This is a genomic window from Streptococcus mitis, from assembly GCF_002096855.1.
In the GTDB taxonomy this organism is placed as follows: Bacteria; Bacillota; Bacilli; order Lactobacillales; family Streptococcaceae; genus Streptococcus; species Streptococcus mitis_Y.
Map to the genome: position 1 here is coordinate 35,307 of NZ_NCVH01000026.1, position 24,642 is coordinate 59,948.

The following is a 24,642-nucleotide window of genomic DNA, read 5'->3' on the forward strand; positions in this document are numbered from 1 at the left end:
CTATGGATCGGGAGAAAGGCAGACCAAAAACAATCGGTCATAAGATAGATCAGAAGCTTGAAACAGTACGGAAGAATTACCGCACTGTTCAACAAGATAGTGCTATGCGAATGAAAGAGCTAAAGTCACAATCACGTTCTACGAATCGCATAGTTAAGAGTAGTCATAAACAATTTAGAGCTTCAAGAGCCAAGGTTAAAAAAATCCAAAAAGAGTATAAGAATATCCAGAAACAGGGAAGAGAGCTTCGGAAAGAAGGGAAGGCCATTCGTCCAGAAGATATCAAGAAGCAGGCTTTTCTTAAGCAGGAATTAAATAAGAACAATAAAAAGCAAGCCTTCCTTAAGCAGGAATTAGATAAGGCGAAACTGGAGAAAAAAACTTCTAAAAGAACTTTTAAAGTCGCTCAAGAGGCTAATGGTGGATCACGGAAGAAGAAGTTTCTTCGTGCGGCCAAACAATCTGTAGAACGAGTTGCTAATCAACAGGCTAGTTCTACGGCTCATCAGGATGATACCCTCTCAGATATAGCACGAACTAAGAATCAGTATCAGGATATTCAGATTCAAGGAAAACGTATTAAAACGATTGGGAAATATAGTGGTAAGCTTGGTCAAGGAATGGTTAAATCAAGCTATAGTCTAGGAAATAGGTTTTACAATAAGGCCAATGGGAGAGGCTTCACTCGAACCCCAAGAGAATTTTCTTGGGAAGGGAAGTTATCTCGACAGATACAGGCTTATAGAAATCGCTTAGCCGCTTCTAAGACAGGGAAGGCTGCTAAGAAGGCTAGAAAGATCTATCGTTTTGGATCTAAACCGATTAAAGCTATTATCAAAAATCCGTTTGGTTTTAAGGCTTATCTGATTGCTTTTGGTCTGCTTTTGTTCCTGGCAATTCTTGGCATTGGTAGTTCAGGAATTACCCGTCAAGATGAGTTTGATATGAATGATACCTGGTTGTATCTTTCAAAATTGGATCGTGAAAAATCGAATGATAAGGTAGATTATTGGACAAAAATTGATGATCCACTATTGTACTTGAATTATAAGTATGATGATATTTCAGATAAACTTCGTATAGACGAGAAAAAGTATTTTTCCCAAAATAATCGTGGGAAACTTTACTTAGATACCTTGTGGAAGAATTTGAATGGGGATAAAGATAATCTTAAAACAATGGAAGATCTTTATACTAAAAATGATCTCTACAAGTTGAGTGAGGATGAGTTAGAAGAGTATAAAGAACTCTTAGAAATTGCTCGAGATAGCGGAAAATATATGTTGCTACAAGAGTTAGATAATCCATTTTATACAGAAGATCAGTCTGAATCAGAAGCTCCCCTTCAGATTATCGAGCGTTTTGGTTATAAAACTACGAAGGAAATCTTTAATGGTTCTGTTTTGCAAGCCACAGGTGGTCAAACTCTATTAGCAGTTCTAGATGGGAAAGTCGAGGTAAATGGCAACGATCTAGAAATCAGTGATGATAATTCCAAGTTTCTGTATAAGAACGTAGATACGATTCGTTACAAAACAGGAGACCATGTCAAAGCTGGAGATATCATTGGAAAGGTAGCTTCTGAAGGAAATCAAACGGTCTATTATCAAAAACTAGAACCTGATCGCTCAAATAAGAAAGACAAAGATGGGAATGTTGAAAAGAGTTGGACTTATGTCAATGTCGGTTTTTACTTCCAGCGTGTAGAGTACACACAAGCAACGTCGGTTGTGAGCAATATTGAAACATCTGGAGAGAAAGGAAAACGTGCTAGAGCTTTTGCAGATGCAATCAAAAAAAATATACCAGAAGCAACAGATGAAGGAATTGCAGCCGTTTTGGGAGGATTTGATATTGAGAGTTCCATCACTTTTAAACGCTATGAAACAGACTTTCTAACCAATAATCAGTTCGATAAAGTTGCTAAAGAGCCAACTGCAGAAAATCTAGTTGGTAACTGGGATGCTTTCCAGGCTATGTATCCGAATCTACGTTTAAATAAAGGAGGATACATGGTCAATGGTTTACACTATATCGGGATTGGGATTGGTCAATTTACTGGCCCCCGTGCTCTTGCATTGTGGAATTTTGCAAAAGATATGAATGGAGATATTTGGTCTGCGGAAGTTCAAACTAAATTCCTATTAGAAGCAGATGGTCCACTTAGACGAGAAGCTTTTAAAAGAATTGTAACCTCAACAGGTTCCGTAGAAGCTCTTGCGGAGGACTTCTTGAATTCTTGGTTGGGAGTACCAGGTAATAAGCTTCTAGAGCGTCAAACTGCAGCTCGTCAATGGCTAAATTTCTTAAAAAATAAAGGAGGAGGTTCGACAGGAGTTTCGAGCCAACAAGTTCCAGCGGAGTATAAAGACAAACTTCCGTATGGACTCCCTACCGATCAAGCAATTCTAGAGGGTCAAGGTTATCCAGGTAATGCCTATGCACTAGGAAATTGTACTTGGTATGTCTATAATCGCTTTGCTCAAATTGGAGTTGGCATTCATCCCTATCTAGGAAATGCCAATCAGTGGGTTGATAGTGGCCAAGCGCAAGGATATGATATCTCAACGACTCCTAAACCAGGTTCTGCAGCTGTATTCATGAATGGTGTAGCTGGAGCATCGCCAATCTATGGTCACGTTGGATTCTGTGAGTACGTTAATAGTGATGGTAGCTTCTTAATGTCAGAAATGAACTTTGGTGGTTTATATGTATCAAGTTGGCGTACCTTGAAACCACAATCAGGTATCTATTTTGTTACCCCTAAATAAGAAAGGAAAAGAATGTATAATCAAAAGTTAATCAAAATGGTAAAGGGACTCTTTATGGGATTCATTGCCGTTTTATGTATTGTATTGGGTTATTCTATTGCTCAAGTACAACAGAATTTGAGACAGAATAGTCAAGTTCAGGAAGAGGCGAAGCAAAAACCAGAAGAGAAACAACAGGAACAACTCTCTCTTACTGAACAGCAGGTCGAAGATTTTCTAATTGCTTACTATACCAAGAAGGATTTAGAAGAGAATCGTCCACGATATAAGCCTTTTATGACTGATTCTATGTATCAGGAAACTGTTCAAGAAGAACAAAAGCCAGTTAACCAGACCTATAAGGGGTATGTAGTTGACCAATCTTATGAATCAGGCTCTATCTATATTGATAAAACACATAAAGTTGCGTTAGCTCAGATTCAATATACTAGTACCACCTTAACAGAGAAAGATAATAGAGCTTCTAAGGGGCTTACTGGTAGCACTAAGGCGACAATTCGGTTGACCTATGTAGAAAAATCAGGGAAACTATTGATCAATAAAATAGAGCCTATTGTATTGACTGAAGCTAGAGGGCAAAGTATAGGAACCTATTCAGATACTAGCAGTTCAAGCTCGACTCCAGTTTCATCTACATCAACGGCAACACCGACATCTTCTGAACCAACAACCGCAACTAGTAGTAACCAATAAGGGGAATGGAATGAATAAAAAAATTGAACAACTTGAAGGCAAGCTTGAAAAAGTTAGGAAAGATAAAGAAAAAGCGCAACGACAAAAAGAAGAAGTAGATAAAAAAATCAAGAATTACATAAATCAAGAAAAAGATTTTGAAGCGCAGCTTTTTGTTGCTCTATCAGAAGAAAGTGGCTTATCCTACCAGGAAATGAAGGAACTAATTCTTCCAGCGCAATCAAGTAACCAAGGAGTGAACCATGTATAAAATTATCAATCAACTGACTAATCAGGAGGAAACATTTGAGCACCGAGATGAGTTGTTATCAAGGCTAGAAATTATCAACGAGAGAATGAAGAGTAATAGAATAACCGGAAGCTATTGGCTTTATTCTCTCAATTCTGAAGGTGAAATCCTACAAGAAGAAAGACTTGAAATACCTTTTGTTGGTATCATTGATCAGTTGTTGGAAAATTTTGGTATGAGTGTTGGGAAGAAAAAGAAAGGTTTTCTTCATTTTCTAGCAAAACATAAAGAAAAGAAGTCTACACAAGGTATACCAGAACCCCTTCCTCAACCCGAATTCCAATCAGCACCAGATCCTGAACCGGAAGATCTAACGGTAAAGAAAGAGGCGAATATGGCTCGTCAAAGAATTGCTGAGCTAGTTTCTCAGAAGCCTCAAGATGAGGTTAGAGAGGAAGTGCCTTTGGAAGATAAAATTACCTATTCTTCTAGTGAATGGACTACAGATCATTTCAGTAGATTAGATGAAAATGAGGAAGAACGAGTAGAACCTTCACAAGATGAAAATACACAGAATGCAGCTACAGAAGCTGTAGCACCGGTTGTTGAAACATTTATTCAGAAAGAAAATAAACCGATTCCTGATCAAAAGATTGAATCTTCTTTCTCTCTGTCTCATGCGACTACAGTAAATTTACCTTCAGAGGTTATTGATAGCTTTGAGGCTCAGACGGTTACTTATAAGCAATCTATTAAAAATAAAATCAAATCTAACGAAGATTTTATCAAGGAAGCAAATGAGGAAATTGCTCAGTGCCAAAATAGGATCGATGAGTTGGAACAACAGATTCTTGCGAAAGACTCTCAAACTACTCAATTGAAGGATCTTTATTTCAAAATTGAAGAGGTGAGCTAAAATGGAACAAGAACAAGTGGTAGCCCAATTAGGACGGGCAACTCTTGTGACAGGAGAAGTCATCTTAAAGGGACTCTTCTTGGTGAGCTCTAAAGCAGTCGAAATGTATCAAGCCAGGGGGGAGAATGTCCTCTTTACTGGTGAGACAGACTGGAATAAATTCATGGCAACAGCAGATGCTAAAGAAGTCCAGCAATTACTACATAATGAAGTCAATCTCGAGGCAGTTCGAAAAGAACTGGGCCAATACGGGATTGGCTTTTCTTTTTATACTCATCCAGATGGAAAGACAACTCTTGCTTTTAATGCAAAAGATAAAGGTGTTGTCGAACAAGCCTTTAAGGATGTCCTAGAAGGCATCACAAGAGATCCTAAAGGATTCAATGAGCGAAACCTTAAAAATGGGAAAACAACTTCTTTTGAGGAGAAATTGCAACATTTCAAAGCAGTTGAACAAGAGAAAATCAATTCCCTCCAGGTAAACATTCATACCAAGGAGTTTGTTCTTCCGGAAAATATCGAACCACAGATTGGAGGGAAAATGAAGTGATTACAGAAAAAAAGAAACGGAGACTTAGACCGTATTTGTTGTTAGGATTAGGCCTATTTTATCTCTTTCATTGGCTCTTGAAACTGTGGCTATTAGCACCAGATACCGATTCAGTAACGGATGTATTTGGATTGGGAAAGTTTAACTGGATGAGCGACCATCTAAGCGATAAATCTTGGCTTGATTTTCAATTTACTCCAGCTTCGTTATTAATTGGTATGGGTGGATTTTTGATCGCTTTTCTACTGTATTTAAGAGTATCTGATACAGGGACTTACCGTTATGGAGAAGAACATGGATCAGCTCGTTTTGCGACAAGAGAAGAGTTGATGAGATTCCGAGATGAAGAGCCTGAAAAGAATATGATTTTCACTCAAAATAGCCAGATGGGACTATTTAACAACCGATTGAGCTTTGAAAATCAAATCAATAAAAATATTTTGGTGTATGGTGGTACAGGGGATTCAAAGACACGTAGTGCTGTAAAACCGAATATATTACAAGCTAACTCTAGTTTTGTAACCACAGATACTAAAGGAATTTTGATTCATGAAACAGGGAAATCACTTGTAGAAAAAGGTTACAAGATGAAGATTTTTGATCTGATTACTTTCTTGGATTCAGATGGCTTCAACGTTTTTAAATATATTCATAATGAAATGGATATAGATCGAGTGGCTGAAGCGATCACGGAATCGCTTAACAAAAATGGCCATGAGGGTGATCCTTTTTGGCCAGCAGCCAATAAACTCTTGATGCGTTCTCTAATTGGTTATCTTTATTTTGATGGTCAGATCGATCACTATCTGCCTAATTTAGGGCAGGTTACAGATATGATTCGAGAATTAAGACGAAATCATCCAGAAGCGGAAAGCCCGGTTGAATTGATGTTTGAAGACCTGGAGAGAAGGAGCCCAGGGAATTATGCCTGCAGGCAGTGGGAACTATTCAATAAAAACTTTGATGGACAGACACGTGCTTCTGTCTATGCTATTTTTGCGACTACATTCTCAGTATTTGATCATGAACAGCTGAGAAAGATTATTGAAAAAGATACGCTGGAAATTGAAAAATGGAATATTGAGAAAACAGCGGTTTTTATCCATATTCCAGAGGTAGATCCAGCTTATCAATTCTTATCGGCTCTTCTTTTTAGTACCATTTTTGATGTGCTAATAAAAACTGCAGATGCAGTTATATTAGGTGAACATCCAACAAAGACCAGAGAAGACTTATTGCATCTACAGGTGTGGGCAGATGAGTTTGGTCAGATTGGGAAGATTCCTAATTTACCACCAATAATCTCTGTTATTCGTTCTCGAGAGATTTCTATCAAGATGATGGTGCAATCTCAAAGTCAGATCGAAGTATTGTACGGTAAAGAAAATACGAAGACGATTATTAATAACTGTGGTGCTATTCTTTATTTAGGTTCCAATGACTTAGATACGCTTAAGTATCTATCTGAGCGATCAGGGAAGCAAACTTTGAATGATCAGAATTATAGTGAGAGCAGAGGAAGAAATGCCAGCAGTTCTAAGCAGAACTCCAAAATTGGTCGAGAACTGTTGACACCGCATGAGGTTGCTACGATTGGAACAACAGAAGCCCTGCTCTTCCTATCCAAACAAAATGTTTTTCGAGATCAAAAATTTAATCTGGACACGCATCCAAGAGCCTACCTCTTAAGTAATGGTCCGAACGATGATAACTGGTATCGTTACAAGCGATATCTAAGCGATATTGATGAGTGGAAAGACCAGGTTGGGGAAGAAAATGTTATTCATATTGGGATTAAGGAAGTCGAGGAAGTTCCTCTCAAAGTGAGTTAGAAAGGATAAAGAATGAATACACTACCACAAAAACAATTTAAACGAATGAAGCGTGAAGTTGAGGAAGAAACTGCTCGAGGGATTGGTTATTTTGAGGGGATTTTAGAACATATCCCTTCTTACCCCCTATCTGAAGCAGTAAAAGAGTTGACTTTATCTGGCTGGATTACTCCTCATACAGATGTCATCGATGTCCAGAATATGATTGTTACAGAATCTATAAAATGGATGAACTATCAGGATTTCAAAGAAGTTGCTCCCTACTTGTTTTCTTATCCTCGAGAACAACGAGAGAAAGATTTATTGGTTCAACCAGTGAAGATCTCCAAAGAGTATTTTGAGGAATTACAAGCCAATGCAGAAGAATTATTTCACTTGAAACAAGACTTGCTTCAGATGAATAATCAATTAGATGCTAAGATTCAGGAATTGGAGATGGATCAGCTCCCAAATGGGGATCAGGTTATTGGAGTTGATCTAGAAGCTGAGGAGGTATTGTTACTACGAACTCCAGAAAATGCTCAGGTTGAGGAATGGGAGGTTCGTAAAGATGGCTTGATTACTGATTATCGTTCAACTCTTTCAGAATATGCTCAAATTGTAGATACTTTGCTTGAAATGGAGAATCCTGAGATTGATATGATTCTCTACGAAGAAGTAATCAACTATTCTAAGAAAACTTGGCCTGATTCAGAACCAATTCAACTTCCAGAAAATATCAAGGAACTGTTGAATCAAGAGGGCAAACTTGATCCCTCATACTATCAAATAACTCAGTTTGAAACATTAAGACAAGCCTATATCTATGGAATGATTTCACCTAGTTTTCAGGAACATTTCCCTCATTATTCAGACTTTGTTAGGAACTATGTAGAAGATAGAGAACAATATGAGTTTTTCAACTATCGTACAGAAGCCATCTCACTAGCTCAGGAAATTCTAGTACCACGTTTAGGAGAAATTAACCAGATTTTAGGCACGAATGATCAGGAATTAATCGTTCAAGAGGTCATTGGTTATTCTCAAGGTGAAAGCTGGGAACTAGCTTATTTAAGGGATACAAAGACGGAAGATAGAGAATCCGTTCGGTTCTATCTTGAAAGTGAGATTGGAGCTTGGTATAAGGGAAGTTTGACAGAGTTGGCTGTTATCCGCTTTGATGATATTGATCTAGAGAAAGGATTTAATGGTCATCAGGAAGCAGTCTATCATATCGATGAGGACTTGTTAGTTCATGATAAGCTAAAACAAGTCCAACTTCATATTCCTGATTTAAACCGTTTTGTAGAGGCGGAAGAACTTGAGAGAGAACAGACACAAGATATTGTAGCAGAAAAAGAAGGGCAAGAATTGTCATTGTAGGGAGGTAACAGATGGCATTAAGCAAAGAAGAAGCCAAAAGATTATCTATTATTTCTGTTGCAGAGCAACTAGGTATAGAGTTAAAGCGTACAGGAAGCTATAGTTATATCTGGACAGAGCACGATTCATTTGTAATTGATACAAGGAAAAATGAATTTCACTGGAATTCAAGAACTGAATTTGGAGATGTCATTCAGTTAGTTCAATCCATAAAAGGAGTTTCTTACAAAGAAGCGATGCATTTTTTGGAAACTGGAGAATTTAAACAAGTTAATTCAGAAGCTCAGATGGCTCCAAAAGAGCCATTTTACTATAATTTGGAAAGATATGAGAATCAGGATTTTAGCGCCTCTAGAAGTTATTTAAATGCACAGAGAGGCCTTTCAGAAGATACGATTAATTTCTTTATTAGCCAGGGGAGTATGGCGGAGGCAACCCGAAAAAAAGGAGACTATTTCGAGCCTGTGATTGTCTTTAAATATAAAGACAACACGGGCTTTTTAGCTGGCGCTAGTCTCCAGGGAATAGTAGAGAATCGAGTGCACTATCCAGAACGTGGTCGCTTAAAACAAATTATGAGAAATTCAGACGGCCAACTAGGATTTTCAATTGATATTGGTATCCCTAAACGTTTGGTATTTGCGGAAGCTCCAATCGATCTGATGAGCTACTATGATCTTCATAAGGATGCGCTTCAGGATGTTCGCTTAGTAGCTATGGATGGTGTCAAAGAGGGCGTTATTAGCCGACGTTTTATGGAATTGTATGCAGAGATAAATGATAAATCCTATCAAGTCAATCAGAATACTGGGAAAGCTCTAGAAGTAGTCGCTAGAACAACGAACTATTTTAAAGATGGCCAGCATCAGGATATGATTACGCTTGCTGTAGATAATGATGCAGCTGGTCATAATTTTATCACTCGATTGCAGGAGAAGGGGATTCCAGTACAGATTGCGATTCCCCCTATTATTCGGGCAGACCAGGAGAAGGAAGATTGGAATGATTTCCTGAAGAGTGAGAAGGAAGCACCTAAGGATTTGGCGCACGTTTACATAGCAGATGAAAAGTCCTGGCATTACCAGGGCTTTTTTGAGAAGGAAATAGCTCTTGCAAAAGCGCAAGAGCTAACTGCGGATGATGTAAAAGCCTTTGTGTCAGATAGGCAATTGACAAGGGAAGAAGTGCGTCAAGAATATCAAACAATTATTAATCAAGAGAGAGGGAGAAAAAATAGTATGTCGAAATTGCATGAGAATAGCAGTGAACATGAAGATGATTTAGTAAACAATCCTCAACAAGCTGATAGAATCCCTGTTCAACCGGAAACACAGGCTATAATTGATTCTGGAGATGTCAAACAATGGGCTAAACATCCCCATATCTACTTCGTAAAAGGGCTACGTCAAGTAGCTTTAGAACTGACAGAAGAAGGAAAATTTGAACAATCATCTCAGTATTTCCCTAATACTGATGAGGAAAAAGAGGTGGTAAATAAGTTACTGTCCAAACAAAAAAAGCAAAATAAAGTAGTTCTAGAAGATAATCAGAGTTCTGTATTGAACATAGATACTAGCAATTTATCTCCAGAAGATGTGGAATGGCTGAAACAGAACTGGGATAATATCAGCTTTTCAGTAGAGAGTAAAAAACAGATGGTTATTGATTCAGATAAAACAGTGACCTTTGAAAAACCTTCCGATCCTGTTGGATATACTTTTGAAGTGCAGGAACAAATTCAGAGCACAGAAAAAGCTCCTGAGAGTTCTCAGGAGCAAATGAATGATAGGACCAGTGGTGGCACGGGTTCTTTACAGCCTAAAGCTGAAGGCAGTACCTCACCTGTACTTGAAACAAGTACCTTTGAGCAAACTGTTACCAGTCACCCGACATCATCCTATCCTTACTTACAGTTTAGCACAAATTATGATAAAGTGCAACGGAGAATAGCGAATTATCATCCGATTACACCAGCAGATTTAAGACGATTAAATCAATATGCACCGTCTATCCAAAGTACAGCGTTCTGGTATTTAAATGAACTGGCTGACAGTAAGGTCAGCTTTCTTTATGCGGATCATGGAGAGGAGAATGTGCTTCAGGTGACTTTTCAAAAGGATAACTTTATCCATCTTTCAGGGATCAGACCTTTTGAAAAGGGAAAGGGAGCAGCAAATTTCCTAGATGATATTGCAAATGGTCAGGGGAATTATGACGGTATGTTGATTAGTAATGCAATAAAGGATAAATTACAGGTTCTTCCTATGTTGCGAGATATTTTAGATCCACATTCTTTTGTTTTAGATGATTTGAGCAGTGTTGAAAAGCTTCACAATCTCAATATGAGTGAAGCTATTAAAGCAAAAGATGAAGATTTCTTACTACTGTTTAAAGATATTGGAGATGAAAAAATTCCAGCCTCTCTTATGAAACTCAAGGGAGAGCTTGGAACTAACGTTAAATTGTTGGATGAAAAGATCATTCTCGGTGTCTTTAGAGAAAGAGATGGTCATATTGAGCAACTGTCAATTAATGAAGAATATGTTAAAGATGGTGGCGAGAAAATGTTATCTGTCTTAAAAAATAAGCAGTATGAAGAAGTTTCTAAAGAAATTGAACAAACAACTCCAGACAACGAACTGAATAATCCTCTAGTTGATTCGGCTACGTTTACTCAAGTCTTAGATACTGTCTATAATTTGGGTGTGCCAGGTGACATCTCAAAAACTCCAGAAGAATTTCATCAAGCATGGAATCAGTATCTTAGCTATGCGAAGCAGCATAATGATAAATTTGATCAGATTGTTGTTGCAGCTGAAGAAGATCATCTCCTAGATACAAATTCAGATTTTTATAAAGAATGGGAACAAGATCATATCTATAAGAAGAACTACCATGTACGCCTTCAATGGACTGAGGAGCGCCCAGATGGGCCTAGATTGCCCTTTAAAGAAACTGAGCTGATATCTTATCAAGATTTCGCAAGAGAACTTTACAAGGCCAATCAGAGCTTCTATTCGTTGCATCAGGAAGGGCTAAAACAAATGATTGATGGTCATTCAGAAGGCTACATCTCTCCAAATAAGATTCAGTTTGGTATCTATGCTCCTGATGGTGAACTGATTCAGGATAGCATTCGTTACAATATCGGTGAGGAGATTAACCCAATCGCTCATAAAGAAAGACTTAGTACACGAGAAATGAGAGAGCATCCAGAGCTGATGAAGATAGATGGGGCATTATTCAATCAGTATCATATGGAGAGATTGGCAAGTGAACTAGATATTTCTCAGTTCAGTTACGCTTTGGAAGATACTCCTTATGCTGATCAACTTTTATCCCAAGTACCTTATGGAGTGTTAGAAAACAGCCCGATTGGTTTTTCGGATAGTAGTCATGATAGTCGTCTAGGATTTATTTCTTTTGATGGAATGGATAGTGTTGAAATCGAAAATCTATCTGCTTGGTTTGAGAAGTTGGGAGTTAAGGATTCTCCAATAGAACAAGTAGCTCTTGTAGAAAAATGGCAAAATGAAATTAAAGAATTATCGGAAAAAGTTGAACAAACCATTGTCAACGCTCAAGATGAATTTGAAAAAACACAAGTCAAGAATTCGCAGGAGACACTAGATAATCCATACGAAAAAATTTATCAGTATAACCGAAAAGATGAGAGAGATCGTGATTTGGATGGTGATGGTATTTCCAATTCTGATGAGATGTTGCAGGGAACAGATCCTTACAATGCTGCTTCTAACCTTCATAAAAAGCAGGAAGATCGAGAAAGAATGATAGATGCTGAAGCGGAAACTGGAGCGATTATTACCGAAACAATTGCTGCTAAAAGTTCAGAACAAACCATTTCCCAGTTGGTTGCAAATAAAGATACAAAAGCTTTAGCTGAACACTTGAAAGAGGGAATGAAGAACTATTTGGATTCCGAACAGTTTAAATCATTCTTGGATACGATGAGTAAGTTCCACAACTACTCACTCAACAATATCCATTTTCTGAAGATGCAGAATCCTAATGTTTCCCAAGTTGCAAGTTTTAATAAATGGAAAACAGATTTTGACAGAACAGTTAAAAAGGGTTCAAAAGCTCTGAAGATTTGGGTTCCGTATCAAGTGAAAACTAAAATTTCTGCTAATCAAAATGAGTTGAGTTTTTCTCCATCTGAAAATAAAATGGAGGAGAAGGAAGTCACAGTTACTCGATTCAAGTTAGGAAATGTTTTTGATGTTTCTCAAACAGAAGGAAAAGAATTGCCAAAAGCAATTCATGAATTGACTGGAGATGTTAAAGATTATGAAGATTTGTACCGAGCAGCCAAAGCTGTTTCAATGGATAATCAGGTTTCAATCAGTTTTGAAGAAATTAACAGAGAGAGCACAAATGGTTATTACTCTCCAGATGAAAATCGAATTGTCATTTCAAAAGGATTAAAGGGTCAAGAACAGATTCTAAAAACCATTTTTCATGAAATGGCTCACTCAGATTTACACAGAGGAACGAATGCCCAATATGGGGACGACCAATATCGTAAGCAAGAATTACAAGCTGAAAGTGTTGCTTATGTCGTAGCTAATCATTTTGGTTTTGATACGAGTAGTTATAGTTTTGGATATTTAGCTATCTGGGCAAAAGATAAAAATGGTTTTGAAGATATGGTTGAACAACTGCAGATTGTTCAAAAGGAAGCAAAAAGTTTGATTGATCGGATGGATGCTAAGTTAGAACTGGTGAAAAATAAAAGCGTAAAGAAAGATAAATTTGCAGATAAACTTCGACAGGCAAAAGAAAAATCTGAGCAGTTAGGTAGTCAAAAGGCGGAGGCTGTAAAGCAGGTGGAAGAAAAAAAGTCCCTGAGCAGCCCTCAATAATGGAAGCATTAACTCGTCGAAAGAAAAACAAAAAAGGAGAAACAGAAGATGATTGAAAATCTAAGACAAGAAACTTTTGATATTTTGATGGAGATATTTTTTGAGGATGAGGCTACAGATTCGCCAAAATTGAATGAAGTTAACCAGCACATTTCACGTAAAGAATGCCTCTACATTCTTCGTAGGGATATGCGAATTAAAACAACATATGAACTAGAAGAAGTAGAAATGTATCCTGTCGCACTTAAAGAAATCGAAGAAATGAGTGACGAAAGATTTGAGGCACTTAGAGATGAAATCTTAAAAATGAAATTAATTGATGGGATGGATTTTCTCTTGGAAACTTTAAAAGTTTAATCAAACTTTTCTCCTCGAAATAAATAAATTCCTGCTTGCAGGGATTAGGGGATTGGGGATTTCCCCAAAAATTTAAAAAGTCAAGAATAGTCAGGGATGACCCCCTGACTAACTTTGACCTTTTTAAAAACAGCATTTGGGTACCCAAGTGCTATGCTTGCCAGAAGAAAAGAGGCTTAGCCCCTCAATCAAGAAACAGCAGAACAGAGGTGATGATTTTTGAAAAATGGAGAAAAACGAAAACGGATGATTCAGAAAAAAATCCGTTTGACGGAGGAGGAAGCTCGGTTTATTTCAACTAAAGTTGCAGAATCTGGAATGACAAATTTTAATGCCTTTGCTCGAATCATGTTGATTATGGGCGAGGTCAAAATTTTAAATTTTGAAGAATTGAGAGAACTGCGTAAGGAAATAAATCGAATAGGAGTCAATATAAATCAGGTCGCAAAAAAGGTAAACGAAGATGATCAAGTTAGCCTCAATGAATTAAGTCAGATTCTTGAATTGCAAAAACATTTGAAAGATACAGTCAGCCAGTTTATCCAAAAACAAGAAAATCAAACAAAGGAACAAGAGCGATGGTTGTAACAAAAGTTCTTCAGATAAAAGGAGTGGCATCTCTAGGAAGATCTACAAAATATATTGAGGACGAAGCAAAGACGGTCGAGATGATAGACCTAAAAAGTCTGACAAATGCTTTGCGCTATATTGAGAATCCCTCAAAAACAAGTTTACTGGAGAATGATGAAGTAGAGTTTCCGGCAGTAGTTAAAGATGGTCGAGTAGTCAAGCAACTTGTATCTACTTATGGAATTACAGATGCGAGTACAGCAACAGAAGAATTTCTTTTGACAAAAAAGAATGCGGCTCAACGGGCAGGAACAAAAGAATTAAATGATATTCAAAATCCGAATCGAGTTTTAGCACATCACATCATTCAATCATTTTCTCCTGAAGATGATTTAACTCCTCAAGAAATTCATGAGATTGGTCGTAAAACAGTTTTAGAATTAACTGGAGGTCAACATGAATTTGTCATTGCTACACACATGGATAAGGGGCACATCCACAATCACATCATTTTCAATTCAACTAATTCTGTCACTTTAAACAAATTTCGTTGGCAGAGAGGCACCAAAAAAAGTTTAGAGAAGATTTCAGACAAGTATGCGGATTTAGCTGGAGCTAAAATCCTCAAAGAGAGATTATGGACTAATCGAAAAACCTATCATGCCTATCGACAAAAAAACTCTTTTCGTTATGAGATCAAATCACGCATAGATTTTCTTTTGAAACACTCAACCTCTTTACAGGATTTTAAGATCAAGGCACGAGCTTTAAATCTAGTGGTTGATACTTCAGGAAAGGAAATAAAGTATCGTTTGGCTGATCGAGATCAAACTAGAAATATTCGGGATCGCACATTATCAAAAAAAGGAAATTATTCTTTAGAGAAAATTTCTGAGAGAGTGATTGCCAACGAGTTGACTTTTTCAGTCAATGAAATAAAATCCGAATATGAAAAAATGGTAGCAGAACGAGAAGATGATTTTGAAATGAGAATCACGGTTGAAGAATGGCAGGTGATGGAAGAAACAAAAAATGGGATCTATCTTGAAATGGAATTTGGGATTAGAAATAAGGGAACCATTCTTATTCCAGCTCATCAAATTGAAAAATTAGAAGGTGGATCTTATGAAATTTTTATCAGAAAAAATAATTTCTACTATTTTGTTAATCCTGAACACGCTGATAAGAATCGGTATATGAAGGGAGAAACAGTCGCTTCTCAGTTGTCGTATGATAACGGAGAAATGATTGTCCGTAAAAATCCGAAAATCTCCAGTTTGGATCAGCTTGTTCGTGAATATAATTATCTATCTGCTCATGGAGTGACAGAAGGACAGCAATTTGATGAATTGTTAAATTGTTTTGAAGAGGAACTGGAAGAAGTAGATAACTTGCTTGATAAATTAGATCAACGCTTGGGTGAGCTTAATAAAATTCAGTCTGCGTTTCTTGCATTGGAATCAAGCGATCCTCAGGAAGTGAAACTAGCTATTGATATTTTGAAAGACTTGAGAGTAGATCCTAGCACTCGCAAAGCTGAGATTGATAAACTTGTTAAGGAGGTTACCTTTGAGCGTCAGGCTTTGTATCAACGAGTAGAATCAATTACAAAAGATTATAAGCTACATCAAGACATTGAGAAAAATGTGGAGCAGCGTAAGGATAGAGAAACTTCATTGTAAAAAAATAATTATAAATATAATTATAAACATATTGACAAATATAATTATAATGGTATAATAGAAATATAGAAAAATGGATGGAGAAATAGGATGAAGATTATCACATTTGCCGCTATCAAAGGCGGTGTTGGGAAAACGACTTTAACATTTAATTATGGGGAATGGTTGGCTAAGAAAGGTCATAAGGTTCTCTTTATAGACTTAGACCATCAGTGCAATTTGACTCAGTGTTACAATATCTATGAGAGTAAGAATACAATTGCCAATGCTTTTAAAGGAGGCGATGTGGATATTAAGCAAGTCAAGGAAAATATCAGTCTAATTCCAGGTTCAGTTCAGCTTGATACGGTGGAACGAGATCTGGAGAACAGCGATAAGAAAAATATGTTACTTTATCTTTGGCTAGAGGATAACTACGAAAAGAAAAAGTTGGATCAGTTTGACTATATCTTGATTGATTGTAGACCAGACTTTGCGACAGCTACTAAAAATGCTGTTGCGGTCAGTCATGCTATTATTAGTCCCTTGACTCCTTCAGAGTTTGGTTATAATGCCAAATTCAATCTATCAACTCGGTTAGAAGCATTCAGAAAGGATGTAATTGACTATCGTACAAGAGAATCATACATTACTGCTGAGTTATATTTCTTAGCAAATATGATCCGACCAAACTATGGGTCATCAAGAGAGTTACTGGAAGCCCTAGGACTTGAAGCTAAAGAAAAGGGAACAGATAACCTTCTAGGAATTGTGCCAGCAAAAGAGTTATTCAATCATTCCACGATTGATAAAATCTCTATCGCAGATATGGAGAAGAATCCTGAGCATTATCAAAAACACAAAAAATTTTTCACTGAGCTCGAGCAGACTTTTTCAAAAATTTATGATACAATATAATTATATTTATAAACACAAATACAATTATAAACATAATTAGAAGGAGATTGTTATGGCATTTACACCAAAAGAAAAAGAGATTTCGCAGATTATTGAAGCAACTCATCAACCTGAACAGCTTCCAGATATGGATAGTTTTGAAAGTTTTGAACGTAAGAAGCAATTCCAGTTTACTTTGAAGCCAAGTAATCGGAAAAAGTTAGATCAAGTTGCAAAAGCGGCTGGTGCAAAGTCTACATCAGATTACCTTGATAAACTAATTGAAAGACTATCGATATAAATATGTTTATATTTATATTTATATTCAAACAACCTTCCCTTATTGGGAAGGCTTTTATTTTTACCTTGAAATAGAAACAGTTGTATTTCTGATACTCAATTAAATCATTTTGGTATTTTGTAGCGATAAATAAGGTATTTGTTTTAATTTAAAGAAACAGCCTATTTTATTCTTGGAACAAAAATAAATTTGATGACTTGTTTTAAAAATCATACAATTTTTATAAGAATTGAAAGGGAAATGAAAAATTGTATGAAACAATTTGATGAATTGAGATTTAGTAGTCAGGAACAAGAAAAGACAAAACAAAATTTTTTACAGCATATTGCACAGTATGATGAGTCGATAAGCTCTAGTATGAGATCTAAAGGATATCGTTGTAAAAATCAGTCTGAACGTACAGTAGCTTTTACATTTGGAGAAGTGACCTTTTCTAGAAAACGTTGGTATAAGAATGGTGAATGTAGAATACCAGTTGATGAAATGTTAGGCTTAGAAAAGAATGTACGTCATTCACAGGAACTATTGTATCAAGCTGCGGTTCTAGCTACAAAACTACCCTATCGTCAGGTGGGAGAGACAATTGAGATGGTGTATAATGTAACTGTCACTAAAGATACCGTCAATAAGGTTGTCAAATTAGCCAATCAATTACTAGAAGAAAAGGATGATTATCGATTTTTTAAAGAAGAGAAGAAGATTAAAAAAATTAAAGCAAATATCATCTACATAGAGGGAGATGGTGTATATGTGAAAACATCTGAAGATGGTTCTGAAAAAAAGAATATGGATTTATCACATTTTGTAGTTCATACAGGTTCAAAACAGATTGGTCCAAATCGTTTTGAGCTAGAAAATAAAAAAGAGCTTATCCGATTAGATAATCGCTCAGCTCGTAGAGAATTGTTGGATTTATTGGAAAATGAATATGAAATTACAAATGAGACTGTACTAGTTACCAATTCTGACTGTGGCAAGGGTTATACACCACATGTATTTACTGAAATTGCGAAATCATTTAATGTTAAGAGACATGAGCATTTTTGGGACGAATATCACTTGAATAAAGAAATCAAAGAATTTACAAAGTCTTATCCAATAGAATTGAGAGAAGACTTGTTTCAGGCCGTTAAAGAGCATAATAAGAAATTATTAAGGCGTACATTAGATACTATAGAGTCATTGGTTAGTAGTGAAGAGGGAGAGGAAAAATTTGAATATTATTCGAGTAGGTTAATGAGGAATTTTCAGTATACGAAACCAGCGGAGATGAGAGGACTTTCAAAGGCAGGTATTGGGATTATGGAGAGTCAGCATAGAAAAATAACGTATAGAATGAAGCATAGAGGAATGTATTGGACAAGTGAAGGTGGGATAGCCGTAGCGAATATGATATTGTTAGAGCGTGAAGGAAAATTAAGAGATTTATTTTTTGGAGAATGGAAGGAGATCTATGATAAGTATACGTCATTGGATCATATCAGTGCGGATAGTGTTCGTCCTAAAAATGAGTCTAAAGATTATAAACTCCCCCGTTTACATGAAAGTATAGAAAAGATATTTAAGATGAAATAATTTTAGTGAAAATGCAAATATAAATAAGCAAAAATTTCTAGAGAAATTTGGGCTTTTTTGGCGTGGAATAATTGACATTTATCCTGATTTTGGTATAATGGGAATATAAAAAACAACGAAAAAAGGAGTTGGAAATGAGCCTCCAACTCCGCAGAGTAACACAAACCACACTTGTATTACTCAGTCAACTAAAATGATAGCATAAGAAGAAATCATTGTCAAGGGCTGAGCATACAAAAATGTTTAGCCCTTTCGTGTATCTGCATTTATTTATATGGAATTTTGGAGTTTCTCAAAAATCACGACACATACCTTCAAGGTCAAATCCTTGCAGGTTGGCTTGATTTGTGTTATACTTGTAACAAGAATATGAGAAAGAGAGGCGGGGAAATATCTTCGCCTCTTGCTTATGAGGAGGTGGACGCAATCGCAACAATCGTAGAATTAGTCAGAGAAGTTGTAGAACCTGTCATAGAAGCACCTTTCGAACTCGTGGATATCGAGTATGGAAAGATTGGCAGTGACATGATTCTCAGTATTTTTGTAGATAAACCTGAAGGAATTACCTTGAACGACACGGCAGACTTGACAGAAATTATCAGTCCTGTCCTAGATACCATCAAGCCAGATCCCTTCCCAGAACAATATTTCCTAGAAATTACCAGTCCAGGTTTGGAACGTCCTTTGAAAACCAAGGATGCCGTTGCTGGAGCGGTTGGGAAATACATCCATGTCGGGCTCTACCAAGCCATCGATAAGCAAAAGGTCTTTGAAGGAACCTTGTTGGCCTTCGAAGAGGACGAGTTGACTATGGAATATATGGACAAGACGCGTAAGAAAACCGTCCAAATTCCATACAGTTTAGTATCAAAAGCACGTTTAGCAGTTAAATTATAGAAAAAGAAAGGATAGCTTTTGAGGATTCAAAAGTGAAGAAAACATGAGTAAAGAAATGCTAGAGGCCTTCCGCATTTTGGAAGAAGACAAGGGAATCAAAAAAGAAGACATCATCGACGCAGTAGTAGAGTCGCTTCGTTCCGCTTATCGCAGACGCTATGGTCAATCAGACAGCGTAGCCATTGACTTTAACGAAAAAACAGGTGACTTTACCGTTTATACTGTCCGTGAAGTGGTTGATGAAGTATTTGATAGCCGTTTGGAAATCAGCTTGAAAGATGCTCTTGCCATTAATTCAGCCTATGAACTTGGTGATAAAATCAAGTTTGAAGAAGCACCTGCTGAGTTTGGTCGTGTAGCAGCCCAATCTGCCAAACAAACCATCATGGAAAAAATGCGCAAGCAAACACGTGCCATCACTTACAATACTTACAAAGAACATGAGCAAGAAATCATGTCTGGTACAGTAGAACGCTTTGACAACCGCTTTATCTATGTCAACCTCGGCAGCATCGAAGCCCAATTGTCAAAACAAGACCAAATTCCTGGTGAAGTTTTTGCTTCTCATGATCGTATTGAAGTTTATGTCTACAAGGTTGAAGACAACCCTCGTGGTGTGAACGTCTTTGTTAGCCGTAGCCATCCAGAAATGATCAAACGTTTGATGGAGCAAGAAATTCCAGAAGTTTATGACGGAACTGTTGAAATCATGAGCGTGGCTCGTGAAGCTGGTGACCGTACTAAGGTTGCAGTTCGTAGCCATAATCCAAACGTGGACGCTATTGGTACAATCGTTGGACGTGGTGGAGCTAACATCAAGAAAATCACTAGCAAATTCCACCCAGCTCGCTATGATGCCAAGAGCGACCGTATGGTGCCAATCGAAGAAAATATCGATGTTATCGAGTGGGTAGCAGATCCAGCTGAATTTATCTACAATGCCATTGCTCCTGCTGAGGTTGACCAAGTTATCTTTGATGAAAACGACAGCAAACGTGCCTTGGTGGTTGTTCCTGATAACAAGCTTTCTCTTGCCATCGGTCGTCGTGGGCAAAACGTTCGCTTGGCAGCTCACTTGACTGGTTACCGTATCGATATCAAGTCTGCTAGCGAATTTGAAGCCATGGAAGAAGCTGGTTCGGTAGATTTGGAAGCAGAAAACGATACTGTAGAAGAATAAAAGCTGCTAGAGGAGGGAAAGATGAAAACGAGAAAAATCCCTTTGCGCAAGTCTGTTGTGTCCAATGAAGTGATTGATAAGCGTGATTTGCTCCGCATTGTCAAGAACAAGGAAGGACAAGTCTTTATCGATCCGACAGGCAAGGCCAATGGCCGTGGCGCTTATATCAAGCTAGACAATAAAGAAGCCCTAGAGGCGAAAAAGAAGAAGGTCTTTAACCGTAGCTTTGACATGGAAGTAGAAGAAAGCTTTTATGACGAGTTGATCGCTTATGTGGATCATAAAGTAAAAAGAAGAGAGTTAGGACTTGAATAAGCAAAAAATAAGCAATCTCTTGGGACTTGCTCAGAGAGCAGGGCGTATCATATCGGGTGAAGAGTTGGTCGTCAAGGCCATTCAAGACGGCAAGGCTAAGTTGGTCTTTCTAGCCCATGATGCTGGACCCAATCTAACCAAGAAGATTCAAGATAAAAGTCATTATTATCAAGTAGAAATTGTAACCGTGTTTTCAACACTGGAATTAAGCATAGCAGTCGGAAAATCGAGAAAGGTTTTGGCTGTAACAGATGCTGGATTTACAAAGAAAATGAGGTCTCTTATGGAATAGAAGAGGAGGACATGATTTGTCTAAGAAAAGATTGTACGAAATCGCAAAAGAACTTGGAAAAGAAAGTAAAGAAGTTGTAGCGCGTGCAAAAGAGTTGGGCTTGGATGTGAAAAGCCACTCATCAAGTGTGGAAGAAGCTGTCGCTGCAAAAATCGCTGCCAGCTTTAAGTCCGCAGCTGCTCCGAAATCAGAAGCAAAACCTGCAGCACCAAAAGCAAGTGCAGAAAAGAAAGCCGAAAAATCCGAGCCAGCTAAACCAGCTGTAGCCAAGGAAGAGGCAAAAACGGCTGAGCCAGTTGCTCTGAAGACAGAAAAAGTAGCAGCTAAGCCTCAAAGCCGTAATTTCAAGGCTGAGCGTGAAGCCCGTGCAAAAGAGCAGGCAGAACGACGCAAGCAAAATAAGGGCAATAACCGTGACCAACAACAAAACGGGAACCGTCAGAAAAACGACGGCCGCAATGGTGGAAAACAAGGTCAAGGCAACCGCGACAATCGTCGCTTTAATGATCAAGCTAAGAAACAGCAAGGTCAGCAAAATCGTGGAAATGAGCGTCGTCAACAAGAGGATAAACGTCCAAATCAAGCAGCTCCACGTATTGACTTTAAAGCCCGTGCAGCTGCCCTAAAAGCAGAACAAAATGCAGAGTACGCACGTTCAAGCGAGGAACGTTTCAAACAAACTCAGGCTGCCAAAGAAGCCTTGGCCCAAGCTAACAAACGCAAGGAACCAGAGGAAATCTTTGAAGAAGCTGCTAAGTTAGCTGAACAAGCGCAACAAGTTCAAGCAGTGGTTGAACCAGCTCCTGTAGCTAAAGAAGCTGCAGTGGATACACGTCGTAAGAAGCAAGCCCGACCAGACAAAGAACGTGATGATTATGATCACGAAGAAGATGGTCCTAGAAAACAACAAAAGAATCGAAGTAGTCAAAATCAAGTGAGAAATCAAAGAAATAGTAACTGGAATAACAACAAAAAGAACAAAAAAGGCAATAACAAGAACAACCGTAATCAGGCTCCAAAACCTGTTACGGAGCGTAAATTCCATGAATTGCCAACAGAATTTGAATATACAGATGGTATGACCGTTGCGGAAATCGCAAAACGTATCAAACGTGAACCAGCTGAAATCGTTAAGAAACTCTTTATGATGGGTGTCATGGCCACACAAAACCAATCTTTGGATGGGGAAACAATTGAACTCCTCATGGTGGATTACGGTATCGAAGCCAAACAAAAGGTTGAAGTGGATAATGCCGATATCGAACGTTTCTTTGTCGAAGATGGTTATCTCAATGAAGATGAATTGGTTGAGCGTCCACCAGTTGTAACTATCATGGGACACGTTGACCACGGTAAAACAACACTCCTAGATACCCTTCGTAACTCTCGTGTTGCGACAGGTGAAGCAGGTGGCATCACTCAGCATATCGGTGCCTACCAAATCGTGGAAAATGGTAAGAAGATTACCTTCCTTGATACACCAGGACACGCGGCCTTTACATCTATGCGTGCGCGTGGTGCATCTGTTACCGATATTACTATCTTGGTTGTAGCGGCAGATGACGGGGTTATGCCTCAGACTATCGAAGCCATTAACCACTCAAAAGCGGCGAACGTTCCAATCATCGTAGCCATTAACAAGATTGATAAACCAGGTGCTAACCCAGAACGCGTTATCGGTGAATTGGCAGAGCATGGTGTTATGTCAACTGCTTGGGGTGGAGATTCTGAATTTGTTGAAATTTCAGCTAAATTCAACCAAAACATCGAAGAATTGTTGGAAACAGTCCTTCTTGTGGCTGAAATCCAAGAACTCAAGGCAGACCCAACAGTTCGTGCGATTGGTACAGTTATCGAAGCTCGCTTGGATAAAGGAAAAGGTGCGGTCGCAACCCTTCTTGTTCAACAAGGTACCTTGAATGTTCAAGACCCTATCGTTGTCGGAAATACCTTCGGTCGTGTCCGTGCTATGACCAATGACCTTGGTCGTCGTGTCAAGGTGGCAGGACCATCAACGCCCGTTTCTATCACAGGTTTGAACGAAGCGCCGATGGCTGGTGACCACTTTGCCGTTTACGAAGATGAAAAATCTGCGCGTGCAGCAGGTGAAGAGCGTGCCAAACGTGCCCTCATGAAACAACGTCAAGCTACTCAACGTGTTAGCCTTGAAAATCTCTTTGATACACTTAAAGCTGGGGAACTCAAATCAGTTAACGTTATCATTAAGGCCGACGTACAAGGTTCTGTTGAAGCCCTTTCTGCCTCACTTCAAAAGATTGATGTGGAGGGTGTCAAAGTGACCATCGTTCACTCTGCGGTCGGTGCGATCAACGAATCAGACGTAACCCTTGCCGAAGCTTCAAATGCCTTTATCGTTGGTTTCAACGTACGCCCTACACCACAAGCTCGTCAACAAGCAGAAGCTGATGATGTAGAAATCCGTCTCCACAGTATTATCTACAAGGTTATCGAAGAGATGGAAGAAGCCATGAAAGGGATGCTTGATCCAGAATTCGAAGAAAAAGTTATCGGTGAAGCAGTTATCCGTGAAACCTTCAAGGTGTCTAAAGTGGGAACTATCGGTGGATTCATGGTTATCAACGGTAAGGTTACCCGTGACTCTAAAGTCCGTGTTATCCGTGATGGTGTCGTTATCTATGACGGCGAACTCGCAAGCTTGAAACACTACAAAGACGACGTTAAAGAAGTTACAAACGGTCGTGAAGGTGGATTGATGATTGATGGCTACAATGATATCAAGATGGATGATGTGATTGAGGCCTATGTCATGGAAGAAATCAAGAGATAATAGAGAAACGATAGCTCATTTGACTCGTCGTCAACAGCGCCTTGATGAACCCTCAGTTCTATCTAAGGCTTGTTTCCTAGATTCAAATGGCTCTAGTTCCTCTATCTAATAAAAATAGCTAGGTCTGCTGGCCTAGCTTTTGGTTCAAAGTAGAGAAAGGAATATCATGGCAAATCATTTCCGTACGGATCGTGTGGGCATGGAAATCAAGCGTGAAGTCAATGAGATTTTGCAAAAGAAAGTCCGTGATCCGCGTGTCCAAGGTGTGACCATCACAGATGTTCAGATGCTAGGTGACTTGTCTGTAGCCAAGGTTTACTACACCATTTTGAGTAACCTTGCTTCAGATAACCAAAAAGCCCAAATCGGGCTTGAAAAAGCAACTGGTACTATCAAACGTGAACTTGGTAGCAATTTAAAATTGTACAAAATCCCAGATTTGACCTTCGTCAAAGACGAGTCCATCGAGTATGGAAACAAGATTGACGAGATGCTACGCAATCTGGATAAGAACTAAGAAGAGGGGCAACCCTCTTTTTTGGTGTGTGCCAG

20 protein-coding genes are annotated in these 24,642 nt (G+C 38.3%); all 20 read left to right on the forward strand.

Going from position 1 to position 24,642, the window contains the following annotated elements; genetic code table 11:
- Nucleotides 1-2 precede the first annotated feature (2 nt).
- The 20 genes from B7698_RS01875 to rbfA all read left to right on the forward strand — a co-directional run bounded on the left by B7698_RS01875 (nucleotide 3) and on the right by rbfA (nucleotide 24,607).
- Nucleotides 3-2,771: a phage tail tip lysozyme gene (locus B7698_RS01875; RefSeq protein WP_084864460.1), complete on the forward strand. Its 2,769-nt coding sequence runs from the start codon at nucleotides 3-5 to the stop codon at nucleotides 2,769-2,771.
- Nucleotides 2,772-2,783: 12 nt separating this feature from the next.
- A complete protein-coding gene (locus B7698_RS01880) occupies nucleotides 2,784-3,464 on the forward strand; it encodes a hypothetical protein (protein WP_050294607.1) in 681 nt (226 codons plus the stop codon).
- Between the two features lie 10 nt (nucleotides 3,465-3,474).
- Complete coding sequence (locus B7698_RS01885) at nucleotides 3,475-3,714, forward strand: hypothetical protein (protein WP_050294608.1); 240 nt, start codon at nucleotides 3,475-3,477, stop codon at nucleotides 3,712-3,714.
- The gene (locus B7698_RS01890; protein WP_084864461.1) at nucleotides 3,707-4,609 is read left to right on the forward strand and encodes a hypothetical protein; all 903 of its coding nucleotides are present in this window, start codon (nucleotides 3,707-3,709) and stop codon (nucleotides 4,607-4,609) included. Before B7698_RS01885 ends, B7698_RS01890 begins: the two co-directional genes overlap by 8 nt.
- Nucleotide 4,610: 1 nt before the next feature.
- A complete protein-coding gene (locus B7698_RS01895; RefSeq protein ID WP_084864462.1) occupies nucleotides 4,611-5,159 on the forward strand; it encodes a DUF3801 domain-containing protein in 549 nt (182 codons plus the stop codon).
- Nucleotides 5,156-6,991, forward strand: coding sequence for a VirD4-like conjugal transfer protein, CD1115 family (locus tag B7698_RS01900; protein ID WP_084864463.1), 1,836 nt, complete (start codon nucleotides 5,156-5,158; stop codon nucleotides 6,989-6,991). Before B7698_RS01895 ends, B7698_RS01900 begins: the two co-directional genes overlap by 4 nt.
- Before the next feature lie 12 nt (nucleotides 6,992-7,003).
- A complete protein-coding gene (locus B7698_RS01905) occupies nucleotides 7,004-8,353 on the forward strand; it encodes a hypothetical protein (RefSeq protein WP_084864464.1) in 1,350 nt (449 codons plus the stop codon).
- A gap of 11 nt (nucleotides 8,354-8,364) precedes the next feature.
- Entirely contained in the window at nucleotides 8,365-13,236 is a 4,872-nt protein-coding gene (locus B7698_RS01910) for a PBECR4 domain-containing protein (RefSeq protein ID WP_084864465.1), read from the forward strand.
- Between the two features lie 48 nt (nucleotides 13,237-13,284).
- Complete coding sequence (locus B7698_RS01915; protein WP_084864466.1) at nucleotides 13,285-13,593, forward strand: hypothetical protein; 309 nt, start codon at nucleotides 13,285-13,287, stop codon at nucleotides 13,591-13,593.
- Nucleotides 13,594-13,839: 246 nt separating this feature from the next.
- Nucleotides 13,840-14,181 (forward strand): plasmid mobilization protein, encoded by a 342-nt coding sequence (locus B7698_RS01920; protein WP_419991886.1) that lies wholly within the window; start codon nucleotides 13,840-13,842, stop codon nucleotides 14,179-14,181.
- Nucleotides 14,172-15,845, forward strand: coding sequence for a helical hairpin domain-containing protein (locus tag B7698_RS01925; RefSeq protein ID WP_084864468.1), 1,674 nt, complete (start codon nucleotides 14,172-14,174; stop codon nucleotides 15,843-15,845). Before B7698_RS01920 ends, B7698_RS01925 begins: the two co-directional genes overlap by 10 nt.
- Before the next feature lie 90 nt (nucleotides 15,846-15,935).
- Entirely contained in the window at nucleotides 15,936-16,742 is an 807-nt protein-coding gene (locus B7698_RS01930) for a ParA family protein (RefSeq protein ID WP_084864469.1), read from the forward strand.
- A 52-nt stretch (nucleotides 16,743-16,794) separates the two neighbouring features.
- The gene (locus tag B7698_RS01935; RefSeq protein ID WP_084864470.1) at nucleotides 16,795-17,022 is read left to right on the forward strand and encodes a hypothetical protein; all 228 of its coding nucleotides are present in this window, start codon (nucleotides 16,795-16,797) and stop codon (nucleotides 17,020-17,022) included.
- A 252-nt stretch (nucleotides 17,023-17,274) separates the two neighbouring features.
- Nucleotides 17,275-18,597 carry an ISLre2 family transposase gene (locus tag B7698_RS01940; protein WP_239822582.1) on the forward strand — a complete coding sequence of 441 codons (1,323 nt, stop codon included), beginning with the start codon at nucleotides 17,275-17,277 and terminating at the stop codon, nucleotides 18,595-18,597.
- A gap of 417 nt (nucleotides 18,598-19,014) precedes the next feature.
- Complete coding sequence (gene rimP / locus B7698_RS01945) at nucleotides 19,015-19,494, forward strand: ribosome maturation factor RimP (protein WP_001808691.1); 480 nt, start codon at nucleotides 19,015-19,017, stop codon at nucleotides 19,492-19,494.
- 43 nt (nucleotides 19,495-19,537) lie between these two features.
- Complete coding sequence (gene nusA / locus B7698_RS01950; RefSeq protein WP_000032285.1) at nucleotides 19,538-20,674, forward strand: transcription termination factor NusA; 1,137 nt, start codon at nucleotides 19,538-19,540, stop codon at nucleotides 20,672-20,674.
- A 21-nt stretch (nucleotides 20,675-20,695) separates the two neighbouring features.
- Nucleotides 20,696-20,989, forward strand: a complete 294-nt coding sequence (rnpM, locus tag B7698_RS01955) for an RNase P modulator RnpM (protein WP_000857567.1) — start codon at nucleotides 20,696-20,698, stop codon at nucleotides 20,987-20,989.
- Nucleotides 20,982-21,281, forward strand: coding sequence for a YlxQ-related RNA-binding protein (locus B7698_RS01960; RefSeq protein ID WP_001041390.1), 300 nt, complete (start codon nucleotides 20,982-20,984; stop codon nucleotides 21,279-21,281). Before rnpM ends, B7698_RS01960 begins: the two co-directional genes overlap by 8 nt.
- Nucleotides 21,282-21,297: 16 nt before the next feature.
- Nucleotides 21,298-24,090, forward strand: a complete 2,793-nt coding sequence (gene infB / locus B7698_RS01965) for a translation initiation factor IF-2 (RefSeq protein ID WP_084864472.1) — start codon at nucleotides 21,298-21,300, stop codon at nucleotides 24,088-24,090.
- Between the two features lie 166 nt (nucleotides 24,091-24,256).
- Complete coding sequence (gene rbfA / locus B7698_RS01970; protein ID WP_084864473.1) at nucleotides 24,257-24,607, forward strand: 30S ribosome-binding factor RbfA; 351 nt, start codon at nucleotides 24,257-24,259, stop codon at nucleotides 24,605-24,607.
- Nucleotides 24,608-24,642: the final 35 nt, after the last annotated feature.